An 18,886-nucleotide genomic window follows, 5' to 3' on the forward strand; every position below is an offset into this window, starting at 1 on the left:
ACCCACCGACGCAGCCACGCCGCTGCCCCTGAACCACCCCCACTCCAAGACCGACCTCTTCCTCTCCTTCACCTGGCTGGCGCTGCAAGGCTTTGGCGGCGTGTTGGCGGTGGTGCAGCGCGAGCTGGTGGAGAAAAAGCGCTGGATGACGCGCGAGCAGTTCATCGAAGACTGGGCGGTCGCGCAAATCATGCCCGGCCCCAACGTGGTCAACCTCTCGATGATGATTGGCGGGCGCTACTTCGGCCTGCCAGGTGCATTCGCCGCGCTGCTGGGCATGCTGGCCGCGCCCCTGGTGATCGTGCTGCTGCTCGCCGTGCTCTACGGCAGCGTTGCCGACAGCCCAACCGCACAGAACGCGCTGCGCGGCATGGGCGCGGTGGCCGCGGGCCTCATCACCGCCACCGGCATCAAACTCATCGGCGCGCTCGACAAGAACGCCATGGGCAAAAGCGTGTGCATCGCCCTGGCGGCGCTCACCTTCGTCGCCATCGCGCTGCTGCGATGGCCGCTGCTGTGGGTGTTGCTGGCGGTTGGCGGCGGTGCCTGTGTGTGGGCCTACCGGGTGTTGTCCGACGTTGACGCCGATCGCAAGAAAGCGGGTGAGGCATGAGCACGGCGCCGGGCCGCCCCAAGCAAGCTCGCACCGCAGCCCGCAGGGCGAAGGTACTCCAGTGAGCACGGCCGTGTCCACCGCCCACTACTGGCTCGACATCTTCACCCACTTCGCCTCGCTCTCGCTGCTGGGCGTGGGCGGCGCCATCACCACCGCGCCCGACATGCACCGCTACCTGGTCTACGAACACGGCTGGCTGAGCGACGCGCAGTTCAACTCGTCCATCGCGCTGTCGCAAGCCGCGCCGGGCCCCAACGTGTTGTTCGTCGCCCTGCTGGGCTGGAACCTCGGCCTCAACGCGGGCGGTGGTCCTTCGGCGGGATGGATGGCGTGGGCGCTGGCGCTGTTCGGCGTGCTGGTCACCATGTTCGGCATCATGCTGCCCTCGTCCGTGCTCACCTACAGCGCCACGCGCTGGGCGCACAAGAACCGCGAACTGCGCGCGGTGCGCGCCTTCAAGACCGGCATGGCGCCGATCGTGATCGCGCTGCTGATCGCCACGGGCTGGGTGCTCACGGGTTCGCACGACCACCCCGCGCGCGATTGGCCGCTCTGGGCCCTGACGATCGCGGCCACGCTGCTGGTGTGGCGCACCAGGCTCCACCTGTTGTGGCTGATCGGAGCCGGTGGTTTGTTGGGGGCGCTGGGGCTGGTATGAGCGGCAAGGCGAAGCCGGGTTAGCCGCCCTGGTCCAGCAACCGCATCGCCCCACCCAACGACACCGCCGCCTTGTCGTACCCATCCCACGGCGCATTGCCCTGGCGCAGTCGCTCGTCCACGCTGCGCACGGTCCAGTGCGCCCCGCTCTTGAGCTGGTCCAGCTCCGACCACGCCACCGGCACCGAAATGCCCATGCCCGGCCGCGCACGCGCCGACCAGGCACAGGCCGTGGTCGCGCCGCGCCCGTTGCGCAGGTAGTCCACAAAGATCTTGCCCACGCGGTTGCGTGGCCCGCTCTTGGCCACGAAACGCGCCGGGATGTGCGCCGCCAGGTGCTGCACCACCGCTTGCGAAAACCCCTTGGCCTCGTCCCAGCCGTGCAGGCGCTTGATCGGCACGACCACGTGCAAGCCTTTGCCGCCGCTGGTCTTGAGGAAGGCGGGCAAACCCAGCCCGTCCAGCAGCGCGTGCACCAGCTGCGCCGCCTCCTGCACCTGCGCCCAGGCCACGCCTTCGCCGGGATCAAGATCGAAGGTGATGCGATCCGGGCGCTCGATGCGGTCCTTGCGCGCGTTCCAGGTGTGGTACTCGACCACGTTCATCTGCGACGCCGACAGCAAACCCTCGGGGCGCGCCACCTCGATCAGCGGCTCGTGCCCCTCGTCCAGCGCAGGGTCGAGCAGCAGCACCCCTTTCATTTCGGTCTTGTCCAGGTGCTTCTGAAAAAACTTTTCGCCGTCCACGCCGTCGGGTGCGCGCACCAGCGCCACCGGGCGGCCCTTGAGGTGCTCCATCATCAGCGGCGCCACGGTGTCGTAGTAGCGGGCCAGGTCGAGCTTGGTGATACCGCTCTCGGCGTCGATCACACGATCGGGGTTGGAAAGGTTCATGGTGGCCACTCTTTTGGGGGTTTCAATGACGATGTCGGCGGCGGGCTTGTCGCTGCGCAATCCATGGAACACCGCGTGCCGCAAGCGGCCTTCGTGCGTCCAGCCGGCGAACGACACTTCGGCCAACAGGCGCGGCTTCACCCAGTGCGCGCGGCGCGCGATGCGGCTCGCCTGGGCAAACGGCGCGCTCGCCACCACCAGGGGGGACAGCTCGTGCCGCAGTGTCTTGAGCGTGCGCTCGCTGAAGCCCGAGCCCACATTGCCCACGTAACGCAGCGCGCCACCGTCGTCGTGCACGCCGAGCAGCAGCGAGCCGATGCCGGTGCGCGAACCCTGCGGGTCGGTGAAGCCGCCAATGACAAACTCCTGGCGCAACTGGCACTTGAGCTTGATCCAGTCCGCGTTGCGGCGCGACACGTAAGGCGCGTCCTTGCGTTTGCCGATCAGCCCTTCGAAACCGATCTGGCAGGCCGAGACCATCAGGTCGGCCGGCGGCGCGTCGAAGTCGGCGCTGAAGCGCACCGGGCCGTCGGTGGCATCGCCGAGCACACGGTACAAGCGCGCGCGCCGCTCCACCAGCGGTTGGTGGCGCAGGTCTTCGCCATCGGCATACGGCAGGTCGAACGCGTAGAACACCAGGCCCTTCGCCGAGGTGGCACTGTCGAAGGCGTTTTGCAGCGCCTGGAAATTCGGCACGCCTTGTTCGTCGAGCGCCAGCACCTCGCCGTCGATCCAGCCCGACTTCAAGGGCAAGTCGCGAATGGCCGCCACCAGCTCGGGCATGCGCGCCGTCCAGTCGTGCCCGTTGCGCGTGAACAGGCGCACCGCGCCGCGCTGCACGCGCGCGAGCAAGCGGTAGCCGTCGAACTTGAGCTCCCACAGCCAGTTGCTGGTCTCGACGGGCGGTGCGTCGACGAGGGTGGCGAGCTGGGGCGACAAGGCTTGCGGCAGCGCGGCTTTGCGCGCGGGCGCCGCTTTCACGGCCCCCTTTTTCCTGGCCGTCGCCTGATCGGGGTCGGGCAAGCGGCCCACGCTGTCGGGCAGCGCCTTCACCACGTCGAACGCGCTCGCGGCGCGTTCGTGCGCGTCGTGTTCCTTGATGAGCAGCCAGGGTGGCGACTTGTCGTCGGACCCCTTGCCGCCGCGCATGCGCACCAGCGTCCAGCGCCCATGCAGCTTGTGGCCATGCAACTCGAACTTGAGCTTGCCCTGCCGGTAACCCTTGGCCGCGTCACCCTCGGGCGACCAGTGCCCCTTGTCCCACACGATCACCTTGCCCGCGCCGTACTGCCCGGGTGGAATCTGGCCCTCGAAGCTGTTGTAGGCGATGGGGTGGTCTTCCACCTGCACCGCCATGCGCTTGTCGGCGGGGTCCAGGCTCGGGCCTTTGGGCACGGCCCAGCTCTTCATCGCGCCGTCGATTTCGAGCCGCAGGTCGTAGTGCAGGTGGCTCGCCCAGTGTTTCTGGATCACGTAGCGCAGTGCGCCGCTGGACGCCTCACCACCGGTGGCCGGTTCGGGTGTGACGGCGAAGTTGCGCTTCTTGCGGTAGCGCTCCAGGGTGTCGGCCATGGCGGCGGGCTCCACGCGCCATCAGGCGGCGCGCCGTGAGGTCTTGCGCGCCGGTGTTTTCGACGCAGCCTTCCTGGCTGGGGCCTTCTTCGCGGCCGGTGCTTTTTTCGCCGTCGGCAAGGCGGTCACGGTCGCGGGTTCCGCCTTCTTCGCGCCGCGCTTCTCGCCCAGGCTGCGCTTGAGCAAGGCGGTGAGGTCGAGCACGTTGGACGCACCGCTGCCCTTGCCCTCTTCCGCTTCGTCGACCTTCTCCACGCGCGTCACCTTGCCGGCGGTGGCCTTGGTCTCCACCAGCTTGTGGATTTCGTCCGCGAAGGAGTTGCGGAAGTGGTCCGCGTCCCAGGGCTCCGTCATGTCGTCGATCAACTGCCTGGCCATCTTGAGTTCCGTCTCCTTGATGCCCGCGGCCTTGGCGCCCAGCGGCGGCAGGTCCAGTTGCTCGAACGAGCGGATCTCGCCGCCCCAGCGCAGCAGGTTGAGCACCAGCGCGCGCCCGCAGGGGATGAGCACGGCCAGGTGCTGCTTGGTCTGGATCACCACCTTGGCCACGCCCACCTTGTGGCTCTGCTGCAGCGACTCGCGCAACAACGCGTAGACCTTCTCGCCGCGCTTGAGCGGCGCGGTGTAGTACGGGCGCTCCAGGTAGACGAAGGGAATTTCGTCGGCGTCGACGAAGGTTTCGATCTCGATGGTCTGCGTCGTCTTCGGGTAGGCCGTGGCGATCTCTTCTTGCGTGAGCACCACGTAGTGCCCCTCTTCGACCTCCACGCCCTTGACGATGTCGGTCATGGCGACCTCCTTGCCGGTCACCTTGTTCACGCGCTTGTAGCCCACGGGCTCCATCGAGCGGCGGTCCAGCCAGTCGAAGTCCACGCCCGTGCTGGCGGTGGCGGAAAACAGGCCGACCGGAATGTGCACCAGCCCGAAGCTGATGGCGCCTTTCCACAGGGTGCGGGTGGACGTGGGCGCCTGGGCGTCCTCCGACTTCGAACGCGCAGGTGCGCGGGCTGGGGTGGACTTGGCGGTCTTGCGTGTGGCCATGGCAGGCTCCCGTTGCGGGCAACAAGGTCAAGGTAGCACCCCACCCGCGGCGTTGCTGTAGGACGGCGCCGCGACAGCCCCAGGCGCGCGCCGCCCATGACCGATACAACGGCTCGCGCTACTCGGGGTAAGCCATGTAGCGAACGATCTTCCACGCGCCATCGGCCTGCCGGGCGAAGACATCAAGCCCTTGTTCATCCTCGGTCCGGGGCTTGCCATCGGTCCCCTTCACCGTCGCGGTCCAGGTCAGCCGCACCACCGCCATGGAACCCGAGACGATGATCTCCTTGATGCGCAACCCCAGCGTCATGGTCTCGCCCGGGTCGGCCAGTGCCCTGCGCAGCCGCTCGCACAACATGGGGTGGTTCTGTTCCGGCAACCCCCGGAAATCGGCACGCATCGGGTGCGAAGAGATCGCAGATGCGCTCGTCTCGGCGCGCGTTGAAGTCCTGCCGCCATTGTTCGAGCGTGGCGCGGATGGCCGTGGCGTCGGACCCGGTGTCGGCGTGCGCGGGCGCGGCGGCGAGCCAGGCCAGGGCGGTCAAAGCGGCGGCGGCAAATGGCTTGAACCCTGTCGGCATTCGGCACTCCTGAGGCATCGGAGTGCCGACTATAGACGCGGCCGCCGCGCTCTCAAGCTTCCTGGCTGAGCCCTCAGGCGTAGTCCAGCGGCAGCGCCGTCGTGTACTTGATCTGCTCCATCGCGAAGCTCGAGCTCACGTCGAAAAGCTCGATCTCGCGGATCATGCGCTGGTACACCGCGTCGTAGGCCTTGATGTCGGGCACCACGACGCGCAGCAGGTAGTCGTTGTCGCCGCTCATGCGGTAGAACTCGACGATCTGCGGAATCGTGGAGACCACGTCGGCGAACTTCTGGAACCACTTGTCGTTGTGCTGGTTGGTCTTGATGGCCACGAACACGGTGACGCCCACGTTGAGTTTCTCGGGGTCGAGCAAGGCCACGCGGCGCTGGATGTAGCCCTCGCGTTCCAGCCGCTGGATGCGCCGCCAGCACGGCGTGGAAGACAGGTTGACCTGTTCGCCGATCTCGTTCACCGAGAGCGTCGCGTCTTTCTGCAGCAAGGCCAGGATGGCGCGGTCGGTGTTGTCCAGCGTGTTGACCATGTCTTCCTTTTTTGCGTTCAGGCTTCAACCGCCGCGCGCAACGCGTCGAGGTTGGCGCTGGTGGTCGTCGCCACCTGGATCGAGCAGCCCGGACCGAGCAGCAAGGACTTGCCTTGCATCTCGTCGATGGCCGAACGCGCCATGGCCCTGACGTCGTCGGGCGTGCCGGCGCGCAGGGTTTTCGCGTCCACGCCACCACCCACGGCCTTGCCCAGTTCGGCGTGGCCCGCTGCCAGGGTCGGGTTGTGCCCGGCGCTGCGATCCCAGTGGAAGACGTGCACCGGGTAGTCGGCCATCGCGTCGAGGCGGATCGCGTCCTCGCACAGGTGGAGCATGTTGCACCACATCGGCCTGGCCGCTTCCAGCACCTGCAGATCGAACGGGCGCACGAAGCGGGCGTACTGCTCGGCCGTCAGGCGCCCGTCGTTGGCCCACTTGGTGGAGAAGTAGATGCCGTCCACACCCTCGCTCACCAGCTGCGCCACGAAGCGGGCGAAGGTGTCGCCGATGGCGGCCATCGCGCTCTCCACCGCTTGCGGGTTTTCTTCGATGTGCGCGCGCAGCAGCGCGCCGTCGCGGTCGACCAGCTTGTCGGCTACATCCAGCGGCGAGAACACCGTCATGATCAACGGCACCGTGTGACCCACGCGCGCGCGGATGTGGCGGATGGCTTCGATCTGCTCGTGCAGCGCGGGCGTGTCGAGCGCCAGCGGCTTCAGTTGGCCCCAGTCGGCGCTGGACCGGATGGGCATCGCGGTGCACTTGTGCAGTTGCGCCGGGTCGGTGGAGGCCTCGTACTCGAAGCCCCAACCTTCCACGTGGTAGCTGGCGCGCGCATGCACCTTGAGGTAGTCCCAATCATGGCGCTCGAAGAAGTTCACCATGGTGTCGGCCAGCGAGCGGGCTGAAATTTCCTGCGGATAGAAGTGCCCCCAGGCGCTGACGGGCACGCGGTCGGGCGTGCCGCCCTGCACCGCGGCCTCGACGCGTTCGCGCCGAGCGTCGCGTACCTGCACTTGTTTGGCGGCTTGCGTCATTCGATTTTCATGCCGGTGTCTTTGACCACCTTCGACCAGCGCTGCAGGTCGGCCTTGATCAGGTCGGCGAATTGCTGCGGGGTGTTGGTCATGATCACCGCGCCTTCGGACGCCAGCGCCTTGCGGCTCTGCTCCGTGCCCATCACTTTCACGATGTCGGCATTGATCTTGGCGACCAGCTCGGGCGGCGTGCCGGCGGGCGCGAGGATGCCGAACCACGGCGAGGGGTCGAAGTTGTTCAGGCCGGCTTCGCTCATCGTCGGCGCATCGGGCAGCACCTCAAGCCGCTTGGGGCTGGCCACGGCCAGCACCTTCACACGACCCGACTGGATGTGCGGCAACACCGTGGCCGCGCCCACCATGACCAGCGACACCTGGTTGCTCAGCAGATCGGTCACGGCTGGCGCAGTGCCTTTGTAGGGCACGTGAACGATGTTGGTCTTCGTCAGCAACTTGAAGTACTCCATCGCGAGATGGTTGGCGCTGCCGTTGCCGGCCGAACCGTAGTTCATCTTGCCGGGATTGGCCTGGGCGTAGGAGATGACTTCGGACACCGTCTTCGGCGGGATCGTGGCGTTGGCGGCAAACACCAGTGGCAACAGCGTCACCAGCGAAACGGGCGCGAAGCTCTTGGCCGGGTCGTACGGCAGGTTCGGGTAGATCAAGGGGTTGACCGACATCGTGCCGGTGTGGCCCAGCAGCAGCGTGTAGCCATCGGCCGGCGCCTTGGCGACGAAGTCGGCGCCGATGCTGCCACCCGCGCCCGGGCGGTTGTCCACCACCATCTGCTTGCCCCACAGATCGGACAGCTGCTGCGCCAGGGCGCGGCCGATGATGTCGGTCGAGCCACCCGCCGGGAATGGAATCACCAGTTTGACGGGGCGGTTGGGAAAGTTGGACTGCGCCTGAGCGGGCAACGAACCGAGGGCCGCCAAAGACAGCAGCGAGAGCAAAAAGGCGCGGGACTTCATGAAAAAAACTCCTGAAAAAAGAAAGGAGACGAGGCTGGATGCACTGCGAACGAGTCTACCAACGGCCTCCGGGAAAAATATTGCGATGATTTCCGGATGCGCGCCGTATGGAGCAAATTATTCTCCTGCCGCGCCAATATGGGGTTGATTTAGCAAGCAAATGCCGCGGCCATCGCCATAAGCTTCTTGCATGAACAACGCGATCCCTTTCCACCTTCTCGAGCGCACGAATGGCGCCGACACCCACCTCGTCCACACTGGGCGCACGCCTTCCGTGCATGGCGGTCTGGTCAACACGCCGGTCTGCCGCGGCTCCACCATCCTGTCCTCGACGCTGGAAGAGTGGGAGTCGCGCAAGACGCCGGAAAACCCGATGGCCAGCTACGGCCGCTTCGGCAACGCAACCACCCGGGCTTTCGAAACGGCGATCGCCGAGATGGAAGGCGGTTATGCGTCCATCGTCTTCCCCTCGGGCCTGGCGGCCTGCACACACACGCTGCTGGCGCTGGTCAAGCCGGGCGATCACGTCCTGATCACCGACAGCGCCTATGGCCCCACCCGCACGTTCGCCCGCAACGTGCTCCAGCGCCTGGGCATCGAGGTGGAATTTTTCGACCCGCTGATCGGTGGTGGCATCGCGGCGCTGATGCGGCCCGCCACCCGCGTGGTGTTCGTCGAATCGCCCGGCTCGATGACCTTCGAGGTGCAGGACATCCCGGCCATCGCCGAACAGGCGAAGCGCCATGGCGCGCTGGTGGTGATGGACAACACGTGGGCATCGCCGATCTATTTCAAGCCGTTCGAGCACGGCGTGGACATCTCGATCCAGGCCGCCACCAAGTACATCGTCGGCCACTCCGATGCCTTGCTCGGCGTGGCCACCGCCACCCGCGAGGCCTGGGAACTGCTGCGCGCCGGTGCCCACGATTTCGGCCAGACCGCGGGGCCGGACGACCTGTTCCTGGCGTTGCGCGGCATCCGCAGCCTGTCGGTGCGCCTGCGCCAGCACCAGGCCAACGGCATCGTGCTGGCCGAGCACATCGCCGCGCACCGGGCTGTGCACCGCGTGCTGCACCCGGCGCTGCCAGGGTCCGATGGCCATGCGCTGTGGCGGCGCGACTTCCTGGGCGCCAGTGGCCTCTTCGGTGTGGTGTTGAAGCCGATGCCGCGCCCACAACTCTCGCGCTTCTTCGCGCGGCTCGAACTCTTCGGCATTGGCTTGTCCTGGGGCGGCTTCGAAAGCCTGGTGCTGCCGGTGGACACGCCGCAGCGCGCCACCCGCGCGCCCGACCTGCCCGGCCCCCTGTTGCGCGTGCACGCGGGTCTGGAGAACGCCAGCGATCTGGTGCGCGATTTCTGCGGCGCGCTGGACGCGGCAGCCGCATAGTCGACGATTCCGCACTGTAGAGCAGCTTGTTCGAAGCAGCGCCGAAGCCTGGCGCCCGCCGGCCACTGAATCCACGGACGGATGCGAACGCATGGGTCCGCGTTTCAATATGATGGTCGTAATATCGAACATGCTCAAAAAATGACTCGCAACCATTGAACGGCATGAACTATCCGCGAATGGGCCACCCACAAGAAAGAGAACCATGAAAGCCTTTGTTCTGGATCGCTATGGGAAAAAAAGGCAGTTGCGGTCTGCCACCGTGCCGGTCCCCACGCTGCGGGATGACGAGGTCTTGATTCAGGTTCATGCCGCTGGCGTCAATCAACTGGATTCCAAGATTCGGGATGGCGCGTTCAAACTCATCCTGCCGTACGCCATGCCACTCATCCTCGGCCATGATGTGGCTGGCGAGGTGGTCAAGGTCGGGCCGCGCGTGCAGCATTTCAAAACGGGCGACGAAGTCTATGCGCGACTGGACGATTTCCGGATTGGCGCGTTCGCGGAATTCGTGCCGGTCAAGGAGACATCGCTGGCGCTCAAGCCGAAGAACGTGACGATGGTGGAGGCGGCCTCCATTCCCTTGGTGGGCCTGACGGCATGGCAGGCGATGGTCGAGAAAGCCCGACTGGAGAAGGGACAGAAGGTTTTCATTCAGGCCGGTTCAGGCGGCGTCGGAACGTTCGCCATCCAGCTGGCCAAGCATCTGGGCGCCACCGTCGCCACGACGACCAGTTCGGCCAATGTCGCGCTCGTGAAGAGCCTGCGCGCGGACGTCGTTGTCGACTACAAAACGCAGGACTTCGAAGAAGTCTTGAGCGACTACGACCTTGTCCTGAACAGCCAGGACGGCAAGACGCTCGAAAAATCACTGCGGGTGCTCAAGCGTGGGGGGAAACTCATTTCCATTTCCGGCCCGCCGGATCCCGCATTCGGCAAAGACATCGCCGCGTCTGGCTTCATGAAGATGGTTTTGCGGTTGCTGAGTTCAAGCGTCAGGCGAAAAGCGAAAGGCCGAGGCGTTGACTACGCGTTCCTCTTCATGAGGGCCGACGGGAGCCAGCTGGGCGAGATCACCCGTCTCATCGAAGCCGGCGCCATCCGCCCCACGGTCGACAAGGTCTTTCCGTTGGAGTCCATCAACGAGGCCATGGCCTACGTCGACTCGGGTCGCGCAAAGGGCAAGGTCATCGTCCAGATCAAGTGAACCAGGTCGTGCGCGTGGATGCATGCCACGGGCATTGCTCGGCTCAGATGTTTAAGTAATAAACAACCAAAAAACCATTCGTTCCTTATCCGAGCTGTTGACGGGATCATCCGGCATCCCCCTCAACGCATCCCGATAAGGAACGACATGACCACCCGCCGCCAACTCATCCAGGCCCTCGCCGCCACGGCCTTCACCGCCAGCGCCTTCACGGCCGTGGCGCAGACCGCGCCGGTCACCCTGCTCAACGTGTCGTACGACCCGACGCGCGAGCTCTACGTCGAATACAACGCCGCCTTTGCCAAGGCCTGGAAAGCCAAGACCGGGCAGGACGTGACCATCAAGCAAAGCCACGGCGGCTCGGGCAAGCAGGCGCGCTCCATCATCGACGGCCTGGACGCCGACGTGGCCACCCTGGCCCTGGCCGGTGACACCGATGCCCTGCACGACAACGGCGGCTGGATCCCGAAAGACTGGCAAAAGCGCCTGCCGCTCAACAGCTCGCCCTACACCTCCACCATCGTGCTGGTGACGCGCGCGGGCAACCCCAAGAACATCAAGGACTGGGACGACCTGATCCGCCCCGACGTGAAGGTCATCACGCCCAACCCCAAGACCTCCGGCGGCGCGCGCTGGAACTACCTGGCGGCCTGGGAATTCGCCAAGCGCAAGTACGGCAGCGACGCCAAGGCCAAGGAATTCGTGGGCAAGCTGTACGCCAACGTGCCCGTGCTCGACACCGGCGCGCGCGGCTCGTCGATCACCTTCGCGCAGCGCAACCAGGGCGACGTGTTCATCTCCTGGGAAAACGAGGCCTACCTGCTGGAGAAGGAGTTTGGCAACAAGGTCGACTTCGTCTACCCCTCGCTCTCCATCCTGGCCGAGCCCGCCGTGACCGTCGTCGACAAGAACGTCGACAAGAAGGGCACGCGCGCCGTGGCCCAGGCCTATCTGGAGTTCCTCTACACCGAAGAAGCGCAGGACATCATCGGCAAGCACTTCTACCGCCCCACCTCCGCCAAGGCCCAGGCCAAGTACGCCAAGCAGTTGCCCAAGCTGAACCTGTTCAAGATCCAGGACGCGTTCGGCGGCTGGGAACAGGCGGCCAAGGTCCACTTCGCGGATGGCGGCAGCTTCGACCAGATCTACACGAAGAAATAGGCCTTCGCGCTGCCACACGCCAGAACGAACAAACGAACAAACGACGTTTCAGGGAACCGCACCGTGTCCATTCTTCTGATCGCTGGCAGCCCGTCCGAGCATTCGCGCTCGGCCGCGCTGCTCGACGCGGTGAACCAGCGCCTGGGCCTGCGCCACGCGCTCATCGAGCGCCTGCACATCCGGGACCTTTCTCCCCAGGCCTTGCTGCTGGCCGACGTGGGCCACAAGTCGATCCGCGCGGCCATTTCCCAGGTGGAGACGGCGCGCGCCATCGTGGTGGCCACCCCCGTCTACAAGGCGGCCTACAGCGGCGTGCTCAAGGTCTTCCTGGACCTGCTGCCGCAGTCGGCCCTCAAGGGCAAGGTGGTGCTGCCGCTGGCCACGGGCGGCAGCCCACACCACATGCTCGCGCTCGACTACGCGCTGCGCCCCGTGCTGCAGTCGCTCGCGGCGCGGCACATTCTTCCCGGGGTCTACGCCACCGACGCGCAGATTCCCAAGGACACCGAAGGCCAGTACCAGGTGGGCCGCGACATCGGCGAACGCCTGGACGACGCCGTGAACACCCTTTTGCACGAAGGTCTGCGAATGCCGGTCACGGCCGGGTTTGCGCCCGTGCCGTTTGCCCAGGTGCGATGTAGCGTCTGACCCGCTGCGAGCCGGGACCACCCGGCCGATCCCACCCGCATCCCCATTCGCATTTTTCTAGCCACCGCGCAGGTGGCCTGGACGGCTGTTGCCTGCGCTTCGTCACAAGGAATCCACCATGAGTGAACTGTTCAAGAACCACCCCGAGATCGACCCGCCCGAAGCGCCGTCGCGGTACGCGACCATCAAGCGTTGGGTGCTGGGCCTGGCCGTCTTCGCCGCCGCGGCCGTCGGCTTCGCGCTGCTGCTTCTGCCGGCACCACACGCCAATGCCCAGGGCAAAGGCGAGCTTCGCATCGGCTACCAGAAATCGGCCAGCCTGTTCGTGCTGCAGAAGTCGCAAGGCTCGTTGGAGAAGAAGCTCGCGCCGGTGGGCTTTGGCGTGAAGTGGGTCGAGTTTCCCACCGGCCCGCAATTGCTTGAAGGCCTGAACGTCGGCGCCGTCGACGTGGGCTACGTGGGCGAAGCGCCGCCGATCTTCGGCCAGGCCGCGGGTGCGCAGTTCGTCTACTTCGGCTACGACCCGGCCGCGCCGCGCGCCGAAGCCATCCTCGTCACCAGGGACTCGCCGATCCAGTCGGTGGCCGATCTCAAGGGCAAGAAAGTGGCGCTCAACAAGGGCAGCAACGTGCACTACCTGCTGGTGAAGCAGCTGGAAAAACACGGCCTGAAGTTCACCGATATCACGCCGGTGTACCTGGCACCGGCCGACGGCCGCGCGGCCTTCGAAAGCAAGAACGTCGACGCCTGGGTGATCTGGGATCCGTTCCAGGCCGCCGCCGAAAAAGCCACCCGCGCCCGCGTGCTGGCCGACGGCACCGGCGGTGTCGTCAACAACTACCAGTTCTACCTCGGTGCGCGCAACTTCGTGACGAAGAACCCCAAGGTGATCGATGTCCTCTTCGCCGATTCGGTGGAACAAGGCATCTGGCTCAAGAAGAACCTGCGCCAGGCCGCCGAACTGATCGCGCCGCTGCAAGGCCTGCCGGTCGACGTGGTCGAGCTCGCGCTGCAGCGCTACGAGTTCAACGTGAAGCCGATCACCGCCACCGTGGCCGCCGACCAGCAAAAGATCGCCGACACCTTCTTCGATCTGAAGCTGATCCCCAAGGCGATCAAGGTACACGAGGCGGTCGTGGTCGCGCAGCCCTGATCCGTTTCACGACAGGGAGCGTGCCATGTCCAAGCCCTTCGGTGCGGCCGACCTGCGCCGCCACATCGCCCAGTTGCTGGCCGTCACCGCGGCCTCCTGGAGCATCGCTGCCGCCAAGGCGCGCAGCGTTCTTTCACACACACAGAACACCACCACCATGACCTTCGATGTCTCCAACCGCCGCCGCTTCGTGCTCTCGGGCGTGGGCGTGGGCGCCGCCGCCCTCTCCCTCTCCGGTCTGCCGGCTCGGGCCCAACCCGGTTCACGCGTGCTGCGCGTCGGCCACCAGAAAGGTTTTCTCAGCCTGCTCAAGGGCCGGGGCACGCTGGAACAGCGCCTCGCGCCCCTGGGTGTGAAGCTGAGCTGGACCGAGTTCACCGCCGGCCCGGTGCAGCTCGAAGCGCTCAACGTCGGCTCGATCGACTTCGGCGACGTGGGCGAAGCGCCGCCGATCTTCGCGCAGGCCGCGGGCGCGCCACTGGCCTACGTGGCCGCCACCGTGCCGCGCCCCGCCACCGAGGCCGTGCTCGTGCCCCAGGGCTCGGCCATCAAGACCGTGGCCGATCTCAAGGGCAAGAAGGTGGCCTACAACAAGGGCTCCAACGTGCACTACTTCCTGGTCAAGCTGCTGGAGAAGAATGGCCTGAAGTACGAGGACGTGCAGTCCGTCTTCCTGCCGCCGGCCGATGCGCGCGCCGCCTTCGAGAAGGGTGCGGTCGATGCCTGGGTGATCTGGGACCCGTTCCTGGCCGCCGCCGAGGTGGGCCTGAACGGCCGCATCCTGGCCGATGCCAAGGGCGTGGTGAACAACCGCGCGTACTACTTCTCCACGCTCGACTACGCCGCGAAGAACGCCGACGTGGTGAAGATCGTGATCGAAGAGATCAACAAGCTCGACCAGTGGGGCAGCGCCCACCGCGATGCGCTCGCCGCCGAGTTCGCACCCTTGTGGGGTCTGCCCAAGCCGGTGGTGGACCGCTCCGTGGCCCGCGCGGTCTACGGCACCGGCCCGATCACCAAGGCCATCCTGCACGAGCAGCAGGTCATCGCCGACACCTTCTTCAACCTCAAGCTGATCCCGAAAAAGATCAACGTGCTTGAAGCCGCCGTGAACGCAGCTTGAGGAGAATTGCCATGGGTCTCAACATCTTCTGGTTCATCCCCACCCACGGCGACAGCCGCTACCTCGGCACCGCCGAAGGTGCTCGGCAGCTCAGCCACGACTACCTGAAGCAAGTGGCGCAAGCCGCGGACAGCCTGGGCTACGAAGGCGTGCTGATCCCCACCGGCCGCTCCTGCGAAGACCCGTGGGTCGTGGCGGCCAGTCTGCTGCCGGTGACGCAGCGCCTGAAGTTCCTCGTGGCCGTGCGCCCCGGCCTGCACCAGCCGGCACTGGCCGCGCGCATGGCCGCGAGCTTCGACCGCCTCTCGGGCGGACGCCTGCTGATCAACCTCGTCACCGGTGGCGACCGCGCCGAACTCGAAGGCGATGGCGTGTTCCTCGACCACGCGCAGCGCTACGAACAATCGGCCGAGTTCATCCGCATCTGGCGCGAGATCCTGGCGCGCAGCCACGAAGGCGAGAGCTTCGATTTCGATGGTGAACACCTGCAGGTGAAAGGCGCGAAGCTGTTCTTCCCGCCGCTGCAGCAACCCTATCCACCGGTGTACTTCGGTGGGTCTTCGGAGGCCGCGCACGAGCTCGCCGCCGAACAGGTCGACACCTACCTCACCTGGGGCGAACCGCCCGCGGAAGTGGCGAAGAAGGTGGCCGACGTGCGCGAGCGCGCGGCCAGGCTCGGGCGCACGGTGAAGTTCGGCATCCGCCTGCACGTGATCGTGCGCGAGACCGACGCCGAAGCCTGGGCCGCCGCCGACGCGCTCATCAGCAAACTCGACGACGACACCGTGGTCCGCGCGCAGGCCGCGTTCTCGAAGATGGATTCCGAAGGCCAACGCCGCATGGCCGCGCTGCATGCCGGTGGCAAGAAGCGCACGCGCGCCGACCTTGAAATCAGCCCCAACCTGTGGGCCGGCGTGGGCCTGGTGCGCGGCGGTGCCGGCACCGCGCTGGTGGGCGATCCGCAGACCGTGGCCGCGCGCATCCAGGAATACGCCGAACTGGGCCTGGAGAACTTCATCTTCTCCGGCTACCCGCACCTGGAAGAGGCCTACCGTTTTGCCGAACTCGTGTTCCCGCTGCTGCCGCGCAAGCTGCGCGAAAAACTGCCCGGCCCCGCGCTCACCGGCCCGTTCGGCGAGACCGTGGCAAATCTGGCTCCCCCCCGCGGCGCTGCGCGCCACCCCCTGCAGGGGGCAACACCTGGGCCCGGCAAAGCCGGTTCCGCGGTGTTTCCGGAAGAGAGCCCAGCCGCCGTGGCGGAGGCGCCATGAGCATCCACTCCATCCACCACATCCAGCTGGGCTTTCCCGCCGGCCAGCAGGCGCTGGTGCGCCACTTCTACGGCGAGCTGCTCGGCCTGAAGGAATTCCGCATCGGTGGGGGCAACACCTTGCGCTTCTACGCGGCGTCGCAGCGCGTGGACCTGGTGCCGGTGCCGAACTGGACCGCACCGTCCTCGCCTTCGCACCTCGCGTTCGAGGTGGAGAACCTGCCGGGCTTTCGCGCCCGTTTGCTGGACGCGGGTTTCGAACTCGACGAATCGCAACCGCTGCCCGGCCACCTGCGCTTTCGCGTCAACGACCCCGCAGGCAACCCGATCGAATTTCTAGAACCCGATCCTTCACAAGGCAGCACCGTATGACACAGGCCCAGGCACAGACCTTTCGCGAGGCACCGGTGACCCCCGTGCCCGACACCATCGACGCGCCCGGCTGGGCCTTGCTCCCGGGCGCCCACAGCGCGCCCTGGATCGGCCAGGTGCTGCGCGCGGCGTGGCAGCGTTTCCTGCCGTGGCTGGTGCCGGTATTGCTCGTGATGGTGTGGCAACTCTCATCGTCGCAGGGTTGGCTCTCCACCCGCGTATTGCCCGCGCCGGTGGACGTGGTCACCGCGTTCTGGACGCTGGCCGTCTCCGGCGAGTTGTGGACGCACGTGAAGGTGAGCGCCGGCCGCGCGCTGATCGGCCTGGCCATCGGCGGCGGCCTGGGCCTGCTGCTGGGCCTGCTCACCGGTTCGGTGCGTTTCTTTGAAACGCTGCTCGATTCCAGCGTGCAGATGGTGCGCAACATCCCGGCGCTGGCGCTGATCCCGCTGGTGATCCTGTGGTTCGGCATCGACGAAGCGGCCAAGCTGTTCCTGATCGCGGTGGCCGTGTTCTTCCCGATCTACCTGAATACCTTCCACGGCATCCGCAACGTCGACCCGGGCCTCATCGAGATGGGCCGCACGTATGGACTCACACGCTGGGGCCTGTACACGCAGATCATCCTGCCCGGCGCGATGTCGTCCATCCTGGTCGGCCTGCGGTTTTCGCTCGGCCTGATGTGGGTGATCCTCATCGTGGCCGAAACCATCTCGGCGCAGGCCGGCATCGGCTACCTGACGATGAACGCGCGCGAATTCCTGCAGACCGACATCGTGCTCGTGGGCATCCTGCTCTACGCAGCGCTGGGCAAGTTGGCCGACGTCTTCGCACGCGGCCTCGAACGCTACTGGCTCCGCTGGCACCCCGGCTATCAGTGACCCCTGAACCCCACCAGACCACCACCATGACGCATCCCTCCTTTTCCGCTCTCAACCGCCGCGCCGCACTGGGCGTGCTCGGCTCGCTCGCAGGCGGTGCGGCGTTCGCGCAAGGCAACGCAGCACGCACCGTGCGCCTGGGCTACCAGAAGTCGTCTACGCTGATCGCCGTGCTGCGCCTGCAGGGCACGCTGGAACAACGCCTCGCACCCCTGGGCGTGACGCTGAGCTGGCACGAGTTCACCAGCGGCCTGCCGCTGCTCGAAGCCCTCAACCTGGACAACCTCGATTTCAGCGCCGACGTGGCCGACACCGTGCCGGTGTTCGCGCAGGCCGCTGGCGCGCAACTCACCTTCGTGGCGCAGGAAGCGCCTTCGCCCACCGCGCAGGCGATCCTGGTGCGCAGCGACTCGCCGTTGAAAAGCGTGAGCGAGCTCAAGGGCAAGCGCGTGGGTTTCGCCAAGGCCGCCGGCGCACACTACCTGCTGATCGCGGCGCTGGAGAAAGCCGGCCTGGCCTTCAGCGACATCGAGCCCGCTTACCTCACACCGGCCGATGGCCGAGCCGCGTTCGAACGCGGCTCGCTCGATGCCTGGGTGGTGTGGGACCCGTTCCTCTCCGCCGCGCAGAAGCAGGCCAACGCCCGCGTGCTGGCCGACGGCACCGGCCTCGCGTCCTACCAGCGCTACTACCTGGCCAGCACGCGCTTCGCGCAGGCGCGGCCCGATGTGCTCGGCGTGATCTACGCCGAGCTGGAGAAGACCGGCCGTTGGGTCAAGCAGCAACCGAAGGACGCGGCCGCGCTGCTCGCGCCGTTCTGGGGGCTGGACGCCGGCATCGTCGAGCAGGCCAACAGCCGGCGCAGCTACGCGGTGCGCCCCGTCACGCCGCAGAACATCGGCGAGCAACAGAAGATCGCCGACGCCTTCCTGGCCGAGAAGCTGCTGCCGCGCCGCATCAACGCGACCGACGTGGCGCTGTTCAAACCGCAGGGCTGAACGCATGACCGACACGAACACCACCCCGGGCGTGCGCGTCCAGTTGCGGCATCTGAGCAAACGCTACGGCGCGCGCGAGGTGCTGCGCGACAACCGGCTCACCATCGAGCCTGGCGAGTTCGTCTCCATCGTGGGCCGCAGCGGCTGCGGCAAGAGCACGCTGCTGCGTCTGGTCGCGGGCCTGGAAGCGGCCAGCGGCGGCGAGCTGTTGCTCGACGGCAAGAACGTCGATGGCCTGCACGACGACACCCGCATCATGTTCCAGGACGCGCGACTGCTGCCCTGGAAACGCGTGGTCGACAACGTCGCACTCGGCTTGCCCAAAGAAAACCGCAAGGACGCCGAAGCCGTGCTCGGCCAGGTCGGCCTGGGCGATCGCCTGAACGACTGGCCGGCCAAGCTCTCCGGCGGCCAGCGCCAGCGCGTCTCGCTCGCGCGAGCCCTGGTGCACCGCCCGCAACTGCTGCTGCTCGACGAGCCGCTGGGCGCGCTGGACGCGCTCACCCGCATCGAGATGCACGAACTCATCGAAGGCCTGTGGAAGCGCCACGGCTTCACCGCGCTGCTGGTCACGCACGACGTGCAGGAAGCGGTGGCGCTGGCCGACCGCGTGATCCTGATCGAAGACGGCGCGATCGCGCTGGACGAGCGCGTGCCGCTGGCGCGTCCGCGTTCGCGGGGCGATGCCACGTTCGCCTCGATCGAGAAACGCATCCTCGACCGTGTGCTGCAAGTGCCCGACAGCGCACCGCTCTCGAACGAACCGGTCTGGCC

19 protein-coding genes are annotated in these 18,886 nt (G+C 66.6%); 13 read left to right on the forward strand and 6 right to left on the reverse strand.

The window, feature by feature from the left end; all coding sequences use genetic code 11:
* Together FFS09_RS28860 and FFS09_RS28865 are read left to right on the forward strand one after the other, a co-directional pair.
* Positions 1-613 (forward strand): chromate transporter (locus FFS09_RS28860; RefSeq protein WP_502703767.1); only part of this gene is annotated, 613 nt, incomplete at its 5' end.
* Between the two features lie 73 nt (positions 614-686).
* Positions 687-1,274 carry a chromate transporter gene (locus tag FFS09_RS28865; RefSeq protein WP_252374560.1) on the forward strand — a complete coding sequence of 196 codons (588 nt, stop codon included), beginning with the start codon at positions 687-689 and terminating at the stop codon, positions 1,272-1,274.
* Positions 1,275-1,293: 19 nt separating this feature from the next.
* Here FFS09_RS28865 and ligD read toward each other — a convergent pair whose 3' ends face one another.
* From ligD to FFS09_RS28895, 6 genes are all read right to left on the reverse strand, one after another.
* Positions 1,294-3,738, reverse strand: coding sequence for a DNA ligase D (ligD, locus tag FFS09_RS28870; protein ID WP_137922351.1), 2,445 nt, complete (start codon positions 3,736-3,738; stop codon positions 1,294-1,296).
* Positions 3,739-3,759: 21 nt separating this feature from the next.
* A complete protein-coding gene (gene ku / locus FFS09_RS28875; RefSeq protein ID WP_137922352.1) occupies positions 3,760-4,779 on the reverse strand; it encodes a non-homologous end joining protein Ku in 1,020 nt (339 codons plus the stop codon).
* 118 nt (positions 4,780-4,897) lie between these two features.
* Positions 4,898-5,179 carry a YybH family protein gene (locus tag FFS09_RS28880; RefSeq protein WP_137922353.1) on the reverse strand — a complete coding sequence of 94 codons (282 nt, stop codon included), beginning with the start codon at positions 5,177-5,179 and terminating at the stop codon, positions 4,898-4,900.
* A gap of 254 nt (positions 5,180-5,433) precedes the next feature.
* The gene (locus FFS09_RS28885; RefSeq protein ID WP_137922367.1) at positions 5,434-5,892 is read right to left on the reverse strand and encodes an Lrp/AsnC family transcriptional regulator; all 459 of its coding nucleotides are present in this window, start codon (positions 5,890-5,892) and stop codon (positions 5,434-5,436) included.
* A 29-nt stretch (positions 5,893-5,921) separates the two neighbouring features.
* Positions 5,922-6,941: a uroporphyrinogen decarboxylase family protein gene (locus FFS09_RS28890; protein WP_137922354.1), complete on the reverse strand. Its 1,020-nt coding sequence runs from the start codon at positions 6,939-6,941 to the stop codon at positions 5,922-5,924.
* A complete protein-coding gene (locus FFS09_RS28895; protein WP_137922355.1) occupies positions 6,938-7,912 on the reverse strand; it encodes a Bug family tripartite tricarboxylate transporter substrate binding protein in 975 nt (324 codons plus the stop codon). The genes FFS09_RS28890 and FFS09_RS28895 overlap by 4 nt, the downstream gene beginning before the upstream one ends.
* Positions 7,913-8,102: 190 nt before the next feature.
* Between FFS09_RS28895 and metC the strand changes: the two genes are divergently transcribed.
* The 11 genes from metC to FFS09_RS28950 all read left to right on the forward strand — a co-directional run.
* Positions 8,103-9,299, forward strand: a complete 1,197-nt coding sequence (gene metC / locus FFS09_RS28900; RefSeq protein ID WP_137922356.1) for a cystathionine beta-lyase — start codon at positions 8,103-8,105, stop codon at positions 9,297-9,299.
* A gap of 205 nt (positions 9,300-9,504) precedes the next feature.
* Positions 9,505-10,506 carry an NADP-dependent oxidoreductase gene (locus FFS09_RS28905; RefSeq protein ID WP_137922357.1) on the forward strand — a complete coding sequence of 334 codons (1,002 nt, stop codon included), beginning with the start codon at positions 9,505-9,507 and terminating at the stop codon, positions 10,504-10,506.
* A 147-nt stretch (positions 10,507-10,653) separates the two neighbouring features.
* On the forward strand, positions 10,654-11,667 hold the full coding sequence (locus tag FFS09_RS28910; protein WP_137922358.1) for a sulfate ABC transporter substrate-binding protein: 1,014 nt from the start codon (positions 10,654-10,656) through the stop codon (positions 11,665-11,667).
* 63 nt (positions 11,668-11,730) lie between these two features.
* Positions 11,731-12,315: an NADPH-dependent FMN reductase gene (gene ssuE, locus FFS09_RS28915; protein WP_137922359.1), complete on the forward strand. Its 585-nt coding sequence runs from the start codon at positions 11,731-11,733 to the stop codon at positions 12,313-12,315.
* 118 nt (positions 12,316-12,433) lie between these two features.
* The gene (locus tag FFS09_RS28920) at positions 12,434-13,468 is read left to right on the forward strand and encodes a sulfonate ABC transporter substrate-binding protein (RefSeq protein ID WP_137922360.1); all 1,035 of its coding nucleotides are present in this window, start codon (positions 12,434-12,436) and stop codon (positions 13,466-13,468) included.
* 157 nt (positions 13,469-13,625) lie between these two features.
* On the forward strand, positions 13,626-14,591 hold the full coding sequence (locus FFS09_RS28925; protein ID WP_137922368.1) for a sulfonate ABC transporter substrate-binding protein: 966 nt from the start codon (positions 13,626-13,628) through the stop codon (positions 14,589-14,591).
* A gap of 11 nt (positions 14,592-14,602) precedes the next feature.
* Positions 14,603-15,862: an FMNH2-dependent alkanesulfonate monooxygenase gene (gene ssuD, locus FFS09_RS28930; protein ID WP_137922361.1), complete on the forward strand. Its 1,260-nt coding sequence runs from the start codon at positions 14,603-14,605 to the stop codon at positions 15,860-15,862.
* Complete coding sequence (locus FFS09_RS28935; protein WP_137922362.1) at positions 15,859-16,233, forward strand: VOC family protein; 375 nt, start codon at positions 15,859-15,861, stop codon at positions 16,231-16,233. Before ssuD ends, FFS09_RS28935 begins: the two co-directional genes overlap by 4 nt.
* Positions 16,230-17,114 (forward strand): aliphatic sulfonate ABC transporter permease SsuC, encoded by an 885-nt coding sequence (gene ssuC / locus FFS09_RS28940; RefSeq protein WP_137922363.1) that lies wholly within the window; start codon positions 16,230-16,232, stop codon positions 17,112-17,114. The genes FFS09_RS28935 and ssuC overlap by 4 nt, the downstream gene beginning before the upstream one ends.
* A gap of 26 nt (positions 17,115-17,140) precedes the next feature.
* Complete coding sequence (locus FFS09_RS28945) at positions 17,141-18,112, forward strand: aliphatic sulfonate ABC transporter substrate-binding protein (protein ID WP_137922364.1); 972 nt, start codon at positions 17,141-17,143, stop codon at positions 18,110-18,112.
* Between the two features lie 4 nt (positions 18,113-18,116).
* A partial coding sequence (locus tag FFS09_RS28950; RefSeq protein WP_137922365.1) for an ATP-binding cassette domain-containing protein occupies positions 18,117-18,886 on the forward strand: 770 nt, incomplete at its 3' end.

Origin of the sequence: Hydrogenophaga sp. 2FB, from assembly GCF_005503365.1 — a bacterium.
Taxonomy (GTDB): Bacteria; Pseudomonadota; Gammaproteobacteria; order Burkholderiales; family Burkholderiaceae_C; genus Hydrogenophaga.

Bases quoted from the DNA above. Each gene is read 5' to 3' on its own strand.
- ligD (WP_137922351.1), bottom strand. From the start codon at position 3,738: ATGGCCGACACCCTGGAGCGCTACCGCAAGAAGCGCAACTTCGCCGTC.
- ku (WP_137922352.1), bottom strand. From the start codon at position 4,779: ATGGCCACACGCAAGACCGCCAAGTCCACCCCAGCCCGCGCACCTGCG.
- FFS09_RS28880 (WP_137922353.1), bottom strand. From the start codon at position 5,179: ATGCGTGCCGATTTCCGGGGGTTGCCGGAACAGAACCACCCCATGTTG.
- FFS09_RS28890 (WP_137922354.1), bottom strand. From the start codon at position 6,941: ATGACGCAAGCCGCCAAACAAGTGCAGGTACGCGACGCTCGGCGCGAA.
- FFS09_RS28895 (WP_137922355.1), bottom strand. From the start codon at position 7,912: ATGAAGTCCCGCGCCTTTTTGCTCTCGCTGCTGTCTTTGGCGGCCCTC.
- metC (WP_137922356.1), top strand. From the start codon at position 8,103: ATGAACAACGCGATCCCTTTCCACCTTCTCGAGCGCACGAATGGCGCC.
- FFS09_RS28905 (WP_137922357.1), top strand. From the start codon at position 9,505: ATGAAAGCCTTTGTTCTGGATCGCTATGGGAAAAAAAGGCAGTTGCGG.
- FFS09_RS28910 (WP_137922358.1), top strand. From the start codon at position 10,654: ATGACCACCCGCCGCCAACTCATCCAGGCCCTCGCCGCCACGGCCTTC.
- FFS09_RS28920 (WP_137922360.1), top strand. From the start codon at position 12,434: ATGAGTGAACTGTTCAAGAACCACCCCGAGATCGACCCGCCCGAAGCG.
- FFS09_RS28925 (WP_137922368.1), top strand. From the start codon at position 13,626: ATGACCTTCGATGTCTCCAACCGCCGCCGCTTCGTGCTCTCGGGCGTG.
- ssuD (WP_137922361.1), top strand. From the start codon at position 14,603: ATGGGTCTCAACATCTTCTGGTTCATCCCCACCCACGGCGACAGCCGC.
- FFS09_RS28935 (WP_137922362.1), top strand. From the start codon at position 15,859: ATGAGCATCCACTCCATCCACCACATCCAGCTGGGCTTTCCCGCCGGC.
- ssuC (WP_137922363.1), top strand. From the start codon at position 16,230: ATGACACAGGCCCAGGCACAGACCTTTCGCGAGGCACCGGTGACCCCC.
- FFS09_RS28945 (WP_137922364.1), top strand. From the start codon at position 17,141: ATGACGCATCCCTCCTTTTCCGCTCTCAACCGCCGCGCCGCACTGGGC.